Annotated in this window: 16 protein-coding genes and 1 pseudogene; 8 read left to right on the forward strand and 9 right to left on the reverse strand. The window is 72.2% G+C overall.

The features are described from left to right. Positions 1 to 57: 57 nt before the first annotated feature. The 3 genes from QQY66_RS41530 to QQY66_RS41540 form a co-directional block, all read right to left on the reverse strand. Positions 58 to 228 (reverse strand): hydrophobic protein, encoded by a 171-nt coding sequence (locus QQY66_RS41530; RefSeq protein ID WP_301985578.1) that lies wholly within the window; start codon positions 226 to 228, stop codon positions 58 to 60. Between the two features lie 55 nt (positions 229 to 283). Further along, on the reverse strand, positions 284 to 1117 hold the full coding sequence (locus QQY66_RS41535) for a class I SAM-dependent methyltransferase (protein WP_301985579.1): 834 nt from the start codon (positions 1115 to 1117) through the stop codon (positions 284 to 286). A 70-nt stretch (positions 1118 to 1187) separates the two neighbouring features. Beyond that, positions 1188 to 2684 (reverse strand): bifunctional phosphatase PAP2/diacylglycerol kinase family protein, encoded by a 1497-nt coding sequence (locus QQY66_RS41540; protein ID WP_301985580.1) that lies wholly within the window; start codon positions 2682 to 2684, stop codon positions 1188 to 1190. Positions 2685 to 2756: 72 nt separating this feature from the next. On the opposite strand from QQY66_RS41540, the gene QQY66_RS41545 reads away from it, so the two are divergent. The 3 genes from QQY66_RS41545 to QQY66_RS41555 all read left to right on the forward strand — a co-directional run bounded on the left by QQY66_RS41545 (position 2757) and on the right by QQY66_RS41555 (position 5416). Continuing rightward, complete coding sequence (locus QQY66_RS41545; RefSeq protein WP_301985581.1) at positions 2757 to 3410, forward strand: histidine phosphatase family protein; 654 nt, start codon at positions 2757 to 2759, stop codon at positions 3408 to 3410. 64 nt (positions 3411 to 3474) lie between these two features. After that, positions 3475 to 5094 carry an ABC-F family ATP-binding cassette domain-containing protein gene (locus QQY66_RS41550; RefSeq protein WP_301985582.1) on the forward strand — a complete coding sequence of 540 codons (1620 nt, stop codon included), beginning with the start codon at positions 3475 to 3477 and terminating at the stop codon, positions 5092 to 5094. Positions 5095 to 5152: 58 nt separating this feature from the next. Continuing rightward, entirely contained in the window at positions 5153 to 5416 is a 264-nt protein-coding gene (locus tag QQY66_RS41555; protein WP_301985583.1) for a DUF6158 family protein, read from the forward strand. 35 nt (positions 5417 to 5451) lie between these two features. Here the strand turns inward: QQY66_RS41555 and QQY66_RS41560 are convergent, their stop codons facing one another. From QQY66_RS41560 to QQY66_RS41580, 5 genes and pseudogenes are all read right to left on the reverse strand, one after another. Beyond that, positions 5452 to 5994, reverse strand: a complete 543-nt coding sequence (locus QQY66_RS41560; RefSeq protein ID WP_301985584.1) for a type 1 glutamine amidotransferase domain-containing protein — start codon at positions 5992 to 5994, stop codon at positions 5452 to 5454. Between the two features lie 6 nt (positions 5995 to 6000). Then, a pseudogene (locus tag QQY66_RS41565) lies at positions 6001 to 6180 on the reverse strand (diguanylate cyclase); the annotation flags it as partial. 65 nt (positions 6181 to 6245) lie between these two features. Continuing rightward, complete coding sequence (locus QQY66_RS41570; RefSeq protein WP_301987667.1) at positions 6246 to 6677, reverse strand: CBS domain-containing protein; 432 nt, start codon at positions 6675 to 6677, stop codon at positions 6246 to 6248. Positions 6678 to 6906: 229 nt separating this feature from the next. Further along, entirely contained in the window at positions 6907 to 7281 is a 375-nt protein-coding gene (locus QQY66_RS41575) for a DUF2795 domain-containing protein (protein WP_301985585.1), read from the reverse strand. A gap of 63 nt (positions 7282 to 7344) precedes the next feature. Further along, positions 7345 to 9141: a thiamine pyrophosphate-requiring protein gene (locus QQY66_RS41580; RefSeq protein ID WP_301985586.1), complete on the reverse strand. Its 1797-nt coding sequence runs from the start codon at positions 9139 to 9141 to the stop codon at positions 7345 to 7347. 245 nt (positions 9142 to 9386) lie between these two features. On the opposite strand from QQY66_RS41580, the gene QQY66_RS41585 reads away from it, so the two are divergent. Beyond that, positions 9387 to 10181 carry an RNA polymerase sigma factor SigF gene (locus QQY66_RS41585; protein ID WP_301985587.1) on the forward strand — a complete coding sequence of 265 codons (795 nt, stop codon included), beginning with the start codon at positions 9387 to 9389 and terminating at the stop codon, positions 10179 to 10181. A 79-nt stretch (positions 10182 to 10260) separates the two neighbouring features. Here the strand turns inward: QQY66_RS41585 and QQY66_RS41590 are convergent, their stop codons facing one another. Continuing rightward, positions 10261 to 11379, reverse strand: a complete 1119-nt coding sequence (locus QQY66_RS41590) for a PAS domain-containing protein (RefSeq protein ID WP_301985588.1) — start codon at positions 11377 to 11379, stop codon at positions 10261 to 10263. Between the two features lie 128 nt (positions 11380 to 11507). Here QQY66_RS41590 and QQY66_RS41595 point away from each other — a divergent pair, with 128 nt between their 5' ends. From QQY66_RS41595 to QQY66_RS41610, 4 genes are all read left to right on the forward strand, one after another. Then, positions 11508 to 12224: an ANTAR domain-containing response regulator gene (locus QQY66_RS41595; RefSeq protein ID WP_301985589.1), complete on the forward strand. Its 717-nt coding sequence runs from the start codon at positions 11508 to 11510 to the stop codon at positions 12222 to 12224. A 259-nt stretch (positions 12225 to 12483) separates the two neighbouring features. Further along, on the forward strand, positions 12484 to 13350 hold the full coding sequence (locus QQY66_RS41600; protein WP_301985590.1) for a hypothetical protein: 867 nt from the start codon (positions 12484 to 12486) through the stop codon (positions 13348 to 13350). A gap of 149 nt (positions 13351 to 13499) precedes the next feature. Further along, the gene (locus QQY66_RS41605; RefSeq protein ID WP_301985591.1) at positions 13500 to 14747 is read left to right on the forward strand and encodes an aminotransferase class I/II-fold pyridoxal phosphate-dependent enzyme; all 1248 of its coding nucleotides are present in this window, start codon (positions 13500 to 13502) and stop codon (positions 14745 to 14747) included. Next, positions 14744 to 15814 (forward strand): MBL fold metallo-hydrolase, encoded by a 1071-nt coding sequence (locus QQY66_RS41610; protein ID WP_301985592.1) that lies wholly within the window; start codon positions 14744 to 14746, stop codon positions 15812 to 15814. The genes QQY66_RS41605 and QQY66_RS41610 overlap by 4 nt, the downstream gene beginning before the upstream one ends. Positions 15815 to 15859: the final 45 nt, after the last annotated feature.

Consider the following 15859-nt stretch of genomic DNA (forward strand, 5'->3'; position numbering starts at 1 on the left):
GGGGATGACCGGGGCCAGGGATTGACCGGGGGCCAGGGATTTACCGGGGGAGCAGATTCACCACCTGTACCAGCGGCCCCTGCCACCGGCTGCCGTCGTGCCTCGCATCAGGAATCCCAGCAGCCACAGCACCAGCACCGCCAGCGCGATCCACCACAGCAGCTTTACGGCGAATCCGGCACCGAAAAGAACCAGCGCCAGAAGTAGTACCAGCAGAATGGGAACCATAATTCGACCTCCTGCTGGCCGGGTTTCCAGGAATCCGGCTTTCAGGCTTTCTTTCTCAGGCTTTCTTCCGGCAGAGGATCTCCCCGTGCAGCACGCTGAACCAGCCGTCCTCCCGCGTCCCCCACTCCCGCCAGGCGGCCGACACGGCCCGTAGTTGCTCGGGGGTCGCGTGAGCGCCGGCCGTGGCGCGCTCGGCGTACGCCGACGCCAGGGTGCGGTCCGCCCACAGGCCGCTCCACCAGGCCCGCTCGTCCGGCGTCGAGAAGGTCCAGGTGCTGGAGGTGGCGGTGATGTCGGTGAGGCCCGCCGCCAGCGCCCAGGACTTCAGCCGGCGTCCCGCGTCCGGCTCGCCGCCGTTGGCGCGGGCCACCCGCCGGTACAGGTCCAGCCAGTCGTCCAGGCCCGAAGACGCGGGATACCAGGTCATCGCCGCGTAGTCCGAGTCGCGGACGGCGATGAACCCGCCCGGCTTCGTCACCCGGGCCATCTCACGCAGCGCCCGCACCGGATCGCCGACATGCTGGAGCACCTGGTGGGCGTGGACCACGCAGAACGTGTCGTCCGGGAAGTCCAGCGCGTGGACGTCGGCCACCGCGAAGCCGGTGTTCGTCAGGCCCCGCTCGGCGGCGGTGTCCCGGGCCCGCTCCAGGATCTCCGGCGCCCGGTCGACGCCGGTGACGTGCCCCTCGGGGACCAGCGCCGCCAGGTCGGCCGTGATCGTGCCCGGGCCGCATCCGATGTCCAGGATCTTCATATGCGGCTTGAGTGAACCGAGCAGGTAGGCGGCGGAGTTGGCGGCGGTCCGCCAGGTGTGCGAGCGCAGCACGGACTCGTGGTGGCCGTGGGTGTAGACGGCGGTTTCCCGGGTTTTCCCCTGCGGTTTCGACATGCTGACACGGTACGTCGGCATGTCGAATGATGAGACTGGCGTTTTACTATGTGGACATGGCTGGGGCTGTCTATACGGACTTCCCGTTCAGCGGGCGGTACACCGTGAGCGCCTCCGGCAGCTTCTCCACCGTCACCTCGCCCGCCACCTCCGTGACTTCGCCGTCGTGGGCGAGCAGGGTCCCCGGCGCGACGCCGGCCACCCGCAGCCGGCCCACCTGGACCGCCGCGTGGGCCGGGGAGCGGGTGAGCGGGCCCGCGAAGGCCGCCGCGAGCAGCCGCAGCGCCGGTTTGCGGCCGCCGTGCACCACCCGTACGTCGAACCGTCCGTCCGCCAGATCCGCACGCCGGCCCGGCACCAGGCCCATCCGGTGGTAGGTGCCGTTCCCGACGAACAGCAGCCACAACGGGCGTGCCCGGCCGCCGAGTTCGGCCTGCAGTGGATGGCGGTCGGCGTTCAGCACGCGCAGTGCCGCGAGGACGCCCGCCGGCCAGCCGCCGATCCGGTGCGACCAGCGGTCCCGTTCGCGCACCAGCTCCGGGTAGACGCCCAGGCTGCAGGTGTTGAGGAAGATGCCGTTCCGCTCGCCGCAGACGAACCGGCCCACGTCCACCCGCACGGCCTCGCCGCCGCGGACGGCCCGGCTCAGATCGCGGACGTCCTCCACGCCCAGGTCGCGGGCGAAGTGGTTCAGCGTGCCGCCGGGCAGCACCGCCAGCGGCAGGCCGTGGCGCATCGCGATCCCGGCGGCCGTGTTCACCGTGCCGTCGCCGCCGCACACGCCGAGCACCCGGGCGCGGGCCGCCGCCTTCACCAACTCGTCGTGGATCTCCGCCGATTGGCACTGCACGATCTCCGCCCGCGGCAGCGACTGGGCCAGCGCGTTCACGCGCTCGGCGGTTCCCGCGGCCTTGTTGGCCACGACGACCAGGCCCGCGCCGTCCGGCAGGGCGGGGACGTCCGCACGGGGCCGGGCAGGCGTGCCCTGGGGGCGGGTCGGCACCAGGCCCTGTACGGCGTACGCGGCACCCGCGCCCAGGGCGGCGCCCGCGAGCACGTCGCTCGGGAAGTGGACGCCGGTGTAGACGCGGGACAGGACGACCGACCACGCGACCGGTGCCACCGCCGCGCCCCAGGCGGGGGACTCCAGGGCGACGCCGGTCGCGAAGGCCGCCGCGGACGCGGAGTGACCGGACGGGAACGATGTGGTGATCGGCTGCCGCTTCAGCTGCCGGACCAGCGGTACCGGGTCGAGGACGGGGCGCGGGCGGCGCACACTGCGTTTGCCGAGCGTGTTGATCGTGGCCGAGGCCAGGCTGAGGGAGGCGACGCCGCGGGCCGCGGCACGGCGGCCCCGGGGCGTCCGGCTCGCCGCGATGACGGCCGCCGTGGCGAACCACAGCACACCGTGGTTCGCGCTCCGGCTCAGCTTCGGCAGGATGCGCTCGGCGCCGGGCCAGTGGCGCTCGGCGGCGAACTCGAAGAGCCGGTTGTCCAGCGCGAGCAGCCAGTCACGCAGCACATGGTGGCCGGGCTTCGGGACGGTGAGATCGACGTCTGGGCTCATGCGGAGCCGGGTACCCTGAAGCGCCCGTTTCTTGTGCGGCGGGACGCGAACCACACCCGGAGGACCCCGTACATGCGCCTGCTCCTCATACGCCACGGCCAGACTCCCTCGAACGTGGACCATCTGCTGGACACGGCGGTTCCCGGCCCGGGGCTGACCGCGCTCGGCGAGCGTCAGGCGGCCCTGCTGCCCGAGGCACTCGCCGACGAGGACATCGAGGCCCTGTACATCTCCACCCTGATCCGCACCCGGCTCACCGCCGCCCCGCTCGCCGCCGCCCGCGGCCTCGACATGATCGTCCGCGACGGCATCCGGGAGCTGACGGCCGGTGATCTGGAGATGCTGCCCGGTGACGGGGAGCACGGCCGGACCTACATGGAGACCGTGTTCGCCTGGGCGGCGGGCGACGTGGAGCTGCGGATGCCCGGCGGCGAGAGCGGCACCGAGGCGCTGGCCCGCTACGACGCCGTGGTCGCCGAAGCCGCAGGCAGCGGGGCCGGTACCGTCGCCATGGTCAGCCACGGCGCGGCGATCCGCATGTGGACGGCGGCCCGCGCGGACAACGTCGACATCTCCTTCGCCGCCGCCCACCACCTCGACAACACCGGCGTGGTCGTCCTGGAGGGCTCCCCGGCCGACGGCTGGAAGGCACTGTCGTGGGCGGGCGCCGTCGTGGAGGCCACCGGACCCGGCACGGAGAGCGGCCCGACCGGTCAGCCCCTGTAGGCGGCCGGGCAAGGCCCGATAAGCGTTTGCCCGGACTCCTCCGCGGCCCGCAGAATGCGTCCTCATGGGACATCTGGAAGCCGCGCATCTCGAGTACTACCTCCCCGACGGGAGGGCGCTGCTCGGCGATGTGTCGTTCCGGGTCGGCGAAGGCGCCGTCGTGGCCCTGGTCGGCCCGAACGGCGCGGGCAAGACGACCCTGCTGCGGCTGATCTCCGGCGAGCTGAAGCCGCACGGCGGCACGGTCACCGTGAGCGGCGGCCTCGGCGTGATGCGCCAGTTCGTGGGCTCCGTACGGGACGAGACGACCGTACGGGATCTGCTGGTGTCGGTCGCGTCGCCCCGTGTCCAGGAGGCGGCGAAGGCCGTCGACAAGGCCGAGCACGCGATCATGACCGTCGACGACGAGGCCGCGCAGATGCAGTACGCGCAGGCCCTGTCCGACTGGGCCGAGGCCCACGGGTACGAGGCCGAGACCCTGTGGGACATGTGCACCACGGCCGCGCTGGGCGTGCCGTACGAGAAGGCGCAGTTCCGTGAGGTGCGCACACTGTCCGGCGGCGAGCAGAAGCGGCTGGTGCTGGAGGCGCTGCTGCGCGGCACGGACGAGGTGCTGCTGCTCGACGAGCCGGACAACTACCTCGACGTGCCCGGCAAGCGCTGGCTGGAGGAGCGGCTGAAGGAGACCCGCAAGACGGTCCTCTTCGTCTCCCACGACCGGGAACTGCTCGCCCGTGCCGCCGAGAAGATCGTGTTGGTGGAGCCTTCGCCGGCGGGCGCCGACGCCTGGGTGCACGGCGGCGGGTTTGCCACCTACCACGACGCCCGGCGCGAACGCTTCGCCCGCTTCGAGGAGTTGCGCAGGCGCTGGGACGAGAAGCACGCCCAGCTGAAGAAGCTGGTGCTGAACCTGCGCCAGGCCGCCTCCATCAGCCATGAGCTGGCCTCCCGCTACCAGGCCGCCCAGACCAGGCTGCGCAAGTTCGAGGAGGCCGGTCCGCCGCCGGAGCCGCCGCGCGAGCAGGACATCAGGATGCGGCTCAAGGGCGGCCGTACCGGCGTAAGAGCCGTCACCTGCAAGCAACTTGAGCTGTCCGGCCTGATGAAACCCTTCGACCTGGAGGTCTTCTACGGCGAACGGGTCGCCGTCCTCGGCTCCAACGGCTCCGGCAAGTCGCACTTCCTGCGGCTGCTGGCAGGGGAGACCGTCGCGCACACGGGGGAGTGGAAGCTGGGTGCGAGGGTCGTCCCGGGCCACTTCGCCCAGACGCACGCGCACCCCGAGCTGACCGGGCGCAAGCTGCTCGACATCCTGTGGACCGAGCACTCCCAGGACCGCGGTGCCGCCATGTCCCGGCTGCGCCGCTACGAGCTGACGAACCAGGCCGAGCAGAGCTTCGACCGGCTCTCCGGCGGCCAGCAGGCCCGCTTCCAGATCCTCCTGCTGGAACTGGAAGGCGTGACGGCCCTGCTGCTCGACGAGCCGACCGACAACCTCGACCTGGAGTCCGCCGAGGCACTCCAGGAGGGCCTGGAGGCCTTCGACGGCACGGTCCTCGCGGTCACCCACGACCGCTGGTTCGCCCGCTCCTTCGACCGCTACCTGGTCTTCGGCAGCGACGGCCGGGTCCGCGAGACGGCGGAGCCGGTGTGGGACGAACGGCGGGTGGAACGGGCGCGCTGACCCGTGGAGTGTTCGTACAGTGGATGCTGAAGCCAGATCCGGCGGGTACTCGAACCGTATGGACGACCACGACGAGCGGGGCACCACCATGACCGGAGTCGACCCGGGCCGGCTGGACGATCAGCAGCTCATGAAAGAGCTGGAGACCATCCACCGCACACGCCACGACACGCTGCTGTACGGCTCGAACGACGCGCTGCGCGCCCACAACGATCGGATGGCGCAGCTGGAGGGCGAGTATCTGCGCCGCAACCCGCGGCGTCCGGTGGCCGCGGGTCGCACACGCGAAGGGGCCCGGGAACGGGGCTGCGCGGATTCGTAGGCCCGGCGCGGGTCAAACCGTCTGCCGGGCGCAGCTCACACCGTCTGCCGGGCGAACACCTCGAGGAAGGCCTCGTCGAACGCCTTCAGGTCGTCCGGCTTGCGGCTGGTGACCAGCGGGTTCGGGCCCTGGTCGTCGATGTGCACCTGCTCGTCGACCCAGGTACCGCCCGCGTTGCGGATGTCGGTCCGCAGGCTGGGCCACGAGGTGAGCGTCCGGCCCCGTACGACATCCGCCTCGACCAGCGTCCACGGGGCGTGGCAGATCGCGGCGACCGGCCTTCCCCGCTCGAAGAACGCCTGGACGAACGTGACCGCGAGCTCGTCCATCCGCAGGAAATCCGGATTGGCCACGCCACCGGGCAGCACCAGCCCGCCGAACGACTCGGCCGGCACCTCGCCGACCACCTCGTCCACGGCGAAGGTGTCCGCCTTGTCGAGGTGGTCGAAGGCCTGCACCCGTCCGGGTTTCGTCGACACCAGCACCGGCTCGTGCCCCGCCTCGACAGCCGCCCGCCACGGGTCGGCCAGCTCGATCTGCTCCACGCCCTCGGGCGCCGTCAGAAACGCGATGCGCATCGTCCTTCACCGTCCTTTCTCGGCACGCCAGTGGGCCTCGTCACCCCTGGCGCGCTTGGTGTTCCGTCGGGCCGCGCGTCGGCAGCGCAGCAGTGCCTTCACCTGTTCGGCGTGCAGACACATCAGCGAGGCCGGCGCACCGAACGGCAGCGACTCCAGGAAGCTGTGGATGTGCTGCTCCAGCGGGTGGTGACGTCACCGACGTCCACGGTGACGCCCGGTGGCGCTGATCTCGGCGGCCTGGTCCCGGCTCACCCGGGTCCCTCGCGGTCCGGTGCGGCCCGGCTGATGTCGGCCAGAGCCGAATCGGGGTCCTCCTCCTCGGCGAGGTCGCCGAGGGTGACGATGCCGACCGGCAGGCCGCTCTCCACGACCGGCAGCCGGCGTACCGCGTGCTCCCGCATCAGGGTGATCGCGTCGGACACCGGGTCGTCGGGCGCGACCATGACCGGATCGGGCGTGCACACGGTCTGGGCGCTCACCGTCAGCGGATCGGCGCCCTCCGCGACGGCGCGCACCGCGATGTCACGGTCGGTGAGCATCCCGACGACCCGTGAACCGTCGGCCACCAGCACATCGCCGATGTCCTGTGTGCGCATCAGCTGCGCCGCTTCGACGAGCGAGGCGTCCGGGCGGACCGCGACCACGCCCGGCGTCATGACATCCCTCACGAACTCAGCCATCATGGTGGCCCTTTCCTCCGTTCCCCGGCCGGTGTGAGCACCACGGCGCCGGGCCGGTACGACGCCGTCCGCAGTACCCCGGGCCGGGTCGGCTATGCCTGCTTCTGAGGCCCTGACAGGCCTTGGCCCCTTCAGGGGCGCGGGGCTGTATCAATATGCGGCTCCGCCGCGTGGGCGCGACCAGCCCCCACCGACCCGCGGATGAATCACCGCGCTCCCAGCGGAGCGCTCACGTCCGGGTCAGGGCCTCCGCCAGTTCCTGGACGTTGGCGTAGCGCGCCGAACGCGGCAGCCGTTCCACCGCCTCGGCGAGGGTGTCCGGCGCGTACCGCCGGCGCAGCTCGCGGGCAAGTTCGCGCGGGCCCGCCGGGAAGGCGCCACGGCCGAGCAATTTGGCCAGCTCCAGCCGGACCGCGGCCAGGGAGGCCCGGGTGCGCCCCGGCGCCACCGGCCCGCCCGCGATCTCCGGGTCGTCCTCGGCAGTCGGCTCGGGGTCGTGCCACTCCTCGGTCCTCGTGGGGTGCCCCGACCTCAGCAGACCCTGCAGTTCATGCTTCATCTCGTCGTCACGATGGACGCTCAGCCGATCACTGCCTCGCTGCATGACTCCCTCCAGATCTTCGGGGGTGAGGCTCCGCGTACCCGAAGAGCGGCGGGCGACACTCGGCTACTTCTTCTCCCGCCCGGGCAGGAACTCCTGCACCTTCGCCTTGAAGCCCTGCTTGATCATCGAGCCCCGGTCCGCGTCGCCCTTCATGATCGATGCGGCCGTGGCCTCCATCTGGTCCCAGGTGGCGTGCGGCGGGATCGGCGGCACGGCCGGGTCGGTCAGGAACTCGATCACCGCGGGCCCGTCCGCCTCCAGCCCGGCCCGCCAGCCCGCCTCGACGTCCTCCGGCTTCTCCACCCGGATGCCCGTCAGGCCCAGAGAACGGGCGAAGGCGGCGTACTGCACGTCGGGGATCTCCTGCGAGGGCAGGAAGGACGGGGCGCCCTCCATGGCCCGCATCTCCCAGGTGACCTGGTTGAGGTCATGGTTGTTCCAGACGCCGACGACCAGCCGCTTGTCCTCCCAGCGGTCGGCGTACTTCGCCGCCGTGATCAGCTCCGCCAGCCCGTTCATCTGCATCGCCCCGTCCCCGACCAGCGCGATCGCGGGCCGGTCCGGGTGGGCGAACTTCGCGCCGATCGCATACGGCACCCCGCAGCCCATCGTCGCGAGCGTGCCGGACAGCGAGGCGCGCATGCCGGGCCGCATCGTCAGGTGCCGCGCGTACCAGTTGGCCACCGAGCCCGAGTCGGAGCTGATGATCGCGTTGCCCGGCAGCAGCGGGTCCAGCGCCCGTGCCACGTACTCCGGGTTGATCGGGTCGGCCGACAGCCCGGCCCGCCGCTCCATCACGTCACGCCAGCGCGTCACGTTCGCGCACACCGTGTCGTACCACTCCCGCCCGCGCTCCTCCGTCCCCAGCAGCGGGATCAGCTGCTGAAGGGTCGCCTTCGCGTCGCCGACGAGATTCACCTCGTACGGATAACGCATCCCGACCATGTGCGGATCGATGTCGATCTGCACACCGCGCGCCTTGCCGAAGTCCGGCAGGAACTGGGTGTACGGGAAGGACGACCCGATGGTCAGCAAGGTGTCGCAGTCCCGCATCAGCTCGTACGACGGTCGGGTGCCCAGCAGCCCGATCGCGCCGGTGACATACGGGAGTTCATCGCTGAGCGCGTCCTTGCCGAGCAGCGCCTTGGCCACGCCGGCGCCGAGCAGTTCGGCGATGCGCTCCACCTCGGGCTGGGCGCCGGACGCGCCCTGGCCGACCAGGATCGCCACCTTGTCACCGGAGTTGAGGATCTCGGCCGCCCGCCCGAGGGACTCCTCGGAGGGGATCGCCGTCCAGGAACTGCGGTCCAGGCTGGAGGGCACCATCTTGAACTCGTGTGTGGGCGGCGAGTAGTCGAGCTCCTGCACATCGCCGGGGATGATGATCGCCGTGGGGGAGCGGCGCGCGTACGCGGTGCGGATCGCCCGGTCCAGTACGTTCGGCAGCTGCTCGGGGACGGTGACCGTCTCCACGAAGTCCGAGGCGACGTCCTTGAACAGGGTGTGCAGGTCCACCTCCTGCTGATACGAGCCGCCCATCGCGGTGCGGTGCGTCTGGCCGACGATCGCCAGCACCGGAACGTGGTCGAGCTTGGCGTCGTACAGGCCGTTGAGGAGATGGATCGCGCCGGGGCCCGAGGTGGCCGCGCACACGCCGACCCGGCCGCTGAACTTCGCGTAGCCGACCGCCTGGAACGCGGACATCTCCTCGTGCCGGGACTGGATGAAACGGGGCCGGTCCTCGGCGCGGCCCCAGGCGGCGAGCAGCCCGTTGATGCCGTCGCCGGGATAGCCGAAGACGTGCTCCACACCCCATTCGCGCAGGCGGGCGAGGACGTGGTCGGAGACCTTGGTGCTCATGACGGACCTCCCGGACTCGGGATCGACAGCAGCAGCACCGCCCGAGTCACCCGCCGGGCCTGCGGAAAACCTGCCCGGTGTTTGCGGCCGGGGGAGGAGGGCAGGCGAAGAACCAGTGCTTCGGACAGGAGGCACGTCCGTGGGAGCAGCGCTCTCGCCGCCACGGCCGCGTCTGTCCGACGTGCGGCCGCGCTCCCACGGTGACCGTCCAACCCAGAGCACAACCAAGGGAGTTGTGGCGCATCATGCCCACTCAAGTGAGCGCGAAGCACCACCCGCACGACGACGCACCCGACACGGCCGAGGCCTTCCGCAAGCTGGCCACGCTGCCGCCGGGGCCGCAGCGCGACACGCTCCGTGACGAGATCGTCGAGGCCTGGCTGCCCATGGCCGACCGGCTCGCCGGACGCTTCCGCAGCCGCGGCGAGAGTTTCGACGACCTGCGTCAGGTCGCGGCCCTCGGCCTGGTCAAGGCCGTCGACCGGTACGACCCCGCACGCGGCAACGCCTTCGAGAGCTATGCCGTACCGACCATCACCGGCGAGATCAAGCGGCACTTCCGCGACCACATGTGGACGCTGCACGTGCCGCGCCGGGTCCAGGATCTGCGCAACCGGGTCCGGTTCGCCTGCCAGGACCTGTCGCAGACCGTGTCCGGCCAGCGGCCCACCGTGGCCGCGATCGCCGAGCACGCGAACATGAGCGAAGAGGACGTGCTGGTGGGCCTGGAGGCCCTGGAGAGCTTCACGGCCCTGTCCCTGGACGCGGAGCTGCCCGGCAGCGAGGACGGCTACTCCCTGGGCGACGCCCTCGGCTCGTCCGACCCGGCACTGGACACGGTCGTGGACCGTGAGGCCGTACGGCATCGGCTGGCGGCGCTGCCGGAGCGGGAGCGGGCCATTCTGTACATGCGGTTCTTCGGGGACATGACGCAGAGCCGGATCGCCGAGCGGCTCGGTATCTCGCAGATGCATGTGTCCCGGCTGATCAGCCGGTGCTGCACGCGGGTGCGGGATCAGGTGCTGCAGGATGTGGCCTAGTTCCGGGTTTCGCCGTGGGGGTGCGGTGGTTCGCGGGCTGCAGCTTCGTTGTGGTTGCTCGCGCAGTTCCCCGCGCCCCTTAGGGCGTTGTCGTGAGCCTCAGTGTTATGTGGCGGGACATCGTGTCCATCGCTTGCGCCTCGGCCATCGAGAAGGCCAGGCGGGCCCCGCAGCGCAGCAGAGTGAGGACGCCGTGCACGGTGCCGTCGGTGGTCAGGGGCACGCACAGCAGTGAGGTGACGTTCGCCTGTACGAGGACCGGGGCGCCGGACGCGTCCCGGCCCAGGGCGTCCGGATCCTCGGGGCGTACCTGGAGCGCCGGGGCGCCGCCCCGCGCCGCCTCGGCGACCAGGGGAGAATCGGCCGGATCCAATGCCATCAGCGCGGCCGCCTCCTTCTCCGACGGGGCGAACACCGCCGTGCGGGACAGTCGGGCGGCCCCCGCGTCGGCGACGACCCAGTCGGCGAACCGTCCATGCAGTACCTGACCCGCCCGGTGAAGGACTTTGCCGGGCGGGGCCGTGAGCAACGCCGTGGTCATGGCGTCCACCAGGTCCATCAGTGACGCGTGCCGGGTGGTCTCGGTGAGGTCCGGGACATGGCCCGCGGCGCCGTGGTCCGGTCCCGGCGCGGCGGGCACGCCCAGTCCGCCGGGCTGTAGGAGGACGAGCACCGTGGGGCGTGGCTCGCCGGTCGGTCGTACGGCGGCCAGGGTCACGTGCACCGGCTCGGCCGGGCGTCGTTGGAGGTGGACGGTGAGGCTGCGGTCGCCTTCGCCGCGGGTCACGGCCGCGGCCTGGGAGCGGAACGCCGCCCGGTCGGCGTGGGCGAGGAAGCCCGTCAGGGGCCGGCCTGTCGCGTACCCGGCGCGGACGCCGGTGAAGGCGGTCGCCGCGAAGTTCAGCCGGCGCACCACGGTCTCCCGGTCCACCAGCGCGACCGGCAGCGGCAGGCGCTGGAACACCGTCCGCAACAGCTGCTGTTCCTGGCGGTCGGCGGGGGCCGGGCGGGAGCCGCCGACGGTGGACAGCCGCTCGTACCACGGCCACAACTGGTCGGCCACATGGTCGAGTTCGAAGATCGCCGCATCCAGTACGGTGGGCAGGTCGCCGCCCGAAGCGGACCGCGCCGCCTTCAGCTCTGCGATGCGGCGCACGAAATCCGCGAGCTCTTCACCGAATTCCTCCGTCTGCGCCATGCGACGAACCTAACGCGCGGTACGGCTTCCCGGGTCCGCCGGAGTCCGACGAGCGGCACGCTCCGGCTTCGCCCGCTGTTTCCCGGCCAACTCGACGGGGCAGCCGACGGGAAGAGGAGGACTGCACAATGCCGGACACTCAGGACACCGGCCGCTGGGGCGCGGAGTCCGCCGAGTCCACGCTACCCGGCCGACGGCTGTCCGAACTGGTCGAGCAGGCCGCCCGCTGCACCGCCGACTGCTGCGGAGCGAGCGGCACCGTCAGCGAGGGCAGTCCCGAACGACCGGCGGCGGTCACCCATCCCGACCTGGCCGCGCTCGTCGCGGTGCAGATGCACTCCGGGGAGGGGCCCATCCCCGCCGCCCTCGAACGCGGGGAGCCCGTCGACTCGACGGATCTGCTGCACGATGAGCGATGGCCGCAGTACCGCGCCCTGGCGCTGGACTCGGGGGTGCGATCCTGCGTGACGTTCCCCTTCCGCCGGTCCGGGCTGACGGTGACCCTGAGCCTCTACAGCTTCCGCCCGGGCACCCTTGAGGACGCCTCGCACGGGCCCGCCCGGGCGCTCGGTGACTTCGCCGCGGCGTGCCTGGTCCGCGACCAGTCCTACCGGGCCGCGCTCACCGAACTCGACCAACTCGGCACGGCCCTGCGCTCCCGCCCTGTCGTCGACCAGGCGTGCGGCATCGTCATGCATGTCCTGGGCTGCGACGCGGACGCCGCGTTCGGCATCCTGCGGCGTATCTCCCAGACCACGAACCGCAAGCTGGCCGATGTCGCGTCGGCGGTCGTGGACCGGCGGGGCCGGGGGCTGGAGGGGGATCTGGCGGCGCTGCTGAACTAGGTGCTCCGCGGGAAGTGGGGTGATTGGCCGTCGATCATCCGCGGGCCGGTGGGGGCTGGTCGCGCCCACGCGGCGGAGCCGCATAGTGATACAGCCCAGCGCCCCTTCGGGGCGCTGGCAAACCCTTCATCACCCGGTCGGGCGAGTCCGTCCCGCGAATGGGGTCCTGCCGCGCGCGGTGTGTGGGTGGGCGGGCTGTGATGGCGGTGGGGGCACGATCATCGCGCCCCCGCAGCCGTCGGCCGAAGGAGTGCACCCCATGCGCCGCACCGTCCGTGCCCTGTCCGTCGCCGCTCTGGCCGGGATTCTTCCGGTCGTCGCCGCCGCGGCCGCCTTCGCGGATCCGGCCGCGGAGGTCAGCCCGGGACAGGTGGCCCCGGGCCGCAGCATCACCGTGTCGGTCTCCTGCGACCCCCTTGAGGGTCCCGCACCAGCTGCCGTCGACGCCACATCGATGGCCTTCGAAGAGGGCACCGTCCAGTTGCGCAGGGTCGCCGGCAACGAGGACGAGGCATCCGGGCCCGCCTACTCCGGCACGGCCCGTATCGCTCCGGCCGAGGACCTGGAGGACGACGAGGGTGTCGGCCCCGACACCGCGTGGACGGTCGACGGCACCTGCCCGGCCGCTCCCGGTGGGGAGGGCACGCCGTGGAGCGCCACGTTCACGGTGGCCCGCGGTGGCAGCAACGGCCCGTGCGCCGACCCGCTCGACCCGGCCTGCGCCACCAGCGAGCCCTGCGTCGATCCGCTGGACACGTCGTGCGCCACCAGCAAGCCCTGCCCGGTGCCGACCGCCACCCCCTGCCACACGAGCAAGCCTTGCCCGGAGCCGACTGCCACGTCCTGCCAGACCAGCAAGCCCTGCCCCGACCCGACTCCCACCGCCTGCCACACCGGTCAGCCGTGTCCCTCGCCGGACCCTTCGTGCCACACGAGCAAGCCCTGTCCCGACCCGCACGACACGACCTGCGGCGGTGCGGTGATCGAGCACGGCGTGCATGCCGGTGACGGCGGCGCCTTCAACGACTCGGTGCCCGCCCTGGTGGCCGGGGGTGTGCTGATCGTGGGCGCGTTCGGCGGTGCCGTGTACCGGCTGTGGCGCAAGGCACCCGCCGAGGACGGCTGACGCGCCTCACCATCCCCGTGTGACCGGCACAACCCGAGCGATCCTCCATGGCTCACCGGCACCCTGGGTACGTAGAGCCCAGGGACGACAACCGCACCCGCCCATGGACGACGGGCGACCCAGGGACAGCGAACCGGACGGGAGGGACCATGTCGCGGACGGATCCGGAAGGTCACGGCCCCGTCCGCTACGGGCCGCCGATCCCGGACGACGGGCTACCCGTACTGCCCGAACTCTCCGACGTACTCGCCGAGGCCGCGACCCGCGCCGCCAGCGAGCCGATCGGCGGCGGCCCGGCGCTGCTGGACGCCGCGTGCGGCTACTGGGAGCGGCGGGGCCTTGCCGCCGGTCCCGAGCGGGCCGTCGCCGCGCCGGGCGCACCCGCGCTGCTGCTCGCGCTGACCTTCGCCATCGGCGGCGACGTGCTGGTGCCCCGGCCGTGCGCGGCCTGGTGGGCGCCGTACGCACGGCTGTTGGGCAGACCCGTCTTCCATGTGGCGACATCGGCCGAGTCCGGCGGTGTCCCGGATCCGTACGCCCTCCTGGAGACCGTGCGCCGGGTCCGTGCCGAGGGCGGCGACCCGCGGCTGCTCGTACTGTCCGTCGCCGACGACCCCACCGCCACCGTCGCGCCTCCCGAGGCGCTGCACGAGACCGTCGAGGCCGCCCAGGGCGAGGGGCTGCACCTGGTCAGCGACGAGACCTGGCGCGACACCCTGCACGCCCCGCACGACACCGTGCTGCTCAGCCCCGCCGAGATGCTGCCCGACCGGGTCACCGTCGTCACCGACCTGGCCGGCGCGCTGCTGCCGCCCGGCTGGCCCGCGGCCGTCGCCCGCTTCCCGGCCGGCGAGACCGGCGACGGCCTCCACGCGCGCGTGCTCGACGTGCTCACCGCTCTCGGCGCCCGCGTCGCCGGACCGGTCGCCGCCGCGGCCACGTACGCGCTGACCGAACCCGAGCCGGTGTCCCTACGGATGTCCGCCGCCGTACGCCTGCACGCGCGCGTGGCCGCCGCCGCGCACGCCGTCGTCGTCGCCGCGGGCACCCTCGCCCGCCCACCGCAGGCAGGCCGCCATCTCTACGCCGACCTGGGCCCGTTGCGCCCCGCGCTCACCGCACACGGAGTCGGCGACGCCCAGGAACTGGAGGACTTCCTCGCCGCCCGGCTCGGCATGCCCGCACCCGGCGGCCACCGCTTCGGCGACGAGCTGGGGGCGCTGCGCGTACGGCTGTCCACGGGGCCGTTGCTCGGCGGAACGGACACCGAGCGCGCGGAATGCCTCAGTTCACCCTCGCCGTTGGAACTGCCACATGTGCACCGTGCGTTGATCCACTTGAAGTCGGTCTTCGACGATCTCCGCGACGACGCTCAGCGAGGGGAGCCTCCGCGATGACGCAGCAGTCCGAGTCACCCACGTCGACCACCACGAGTCCGCCCACCCGGGAAGCCGACGTTCCGGCGACCCCGTCCCCCTTCGCGCCTCCGTTCCCGCCCCTCGCCGAACCCCGCCCGCTGGGCGAACGCCGCGTCTGGCCGCGGACGTTCCACGACCGGCTGACCGCCCCCCTGCCCGGCCTCAAGTCCGTCGCCCGCTTCGCCCGGGAGGGCGCTGTCCGCCCGGACAAGGAAGGCCTCGCCGACATCCCGCGCCTGCCCTTCGAGCCCGCCCCGCTGCCCCGGGCCGACGCGCGCACGGTCGCCGTCTCCTGGGCGGGACACGCCAGTTGGGTCGTCCAGATCGGCGGACTCACCGTCCTCACCGACCCGGTCTGGTCCCGCCGTATCCTCGGTACCCCGGCCCGCGTCACCCCGGTAGGCATCGACTGGGACGCGCTGGGCCGGGTGGACGCGGTCGTCATCAGCCACAACCACTACGACCACCTGGACGCCCCCACCCTGAGCCGCCTCCCGCGCGACACCCCGGTGTTCGTACCCGCCGGCCTCGGCCGCTGGTTCCACCGCCGCCGCTTCACCTGCGTCACCGAGCTCGACTGGTGGGAGGCCGCCGAACTCCGGGGCACCCGCTTCGACTTCGTGCCCGCCCACCACTGGTCCAAGCGCACCCTCACCGACACCTGCCGCTCCCTGTGGGGCGGCTGGGTCCTCACCGCCCCCGACGGCCACCGCATCCACTTCGCCGGCGACACCGGCTACGGCCACTGGTTCACCCGCATCGGCCGCCGCTACCCCGGAATCGACCTGACCCTCATGCCCATCGGCGCCTACAACCCCCGCTGGTGGCTCAGCGACGTCCACTGCAACCCGGAGGAGGCGGTCCGTGCAACCCAGGATCTGGGGGCGCGACGGATGGCCCCCATGCACTGGGGCACGTTCGTACTGTCGGCGGAGCCGGTACTGGAGCCGCTGACGCGGGTGCGGGTGGCGTGGGAGAAGGCGAACTTGCCCAGAGAGGACCTATGGGACATCCCGGTAGGAGGATCAAGGGTGCTGAGCAACTAGGGGCGCGGGGATCTCCCCAGGGGCGCGGGGAACTGCGCGACAAGC

Origin of the sequence: Streptomyces sp. DG2A-72, from assembly GCF_030499575.1 — a bacterium.
GTDB lineage: Bacteria > Actinomycetota > Actinomycetes > Streptomycetales > Streptomycetaceae > Streptomyces.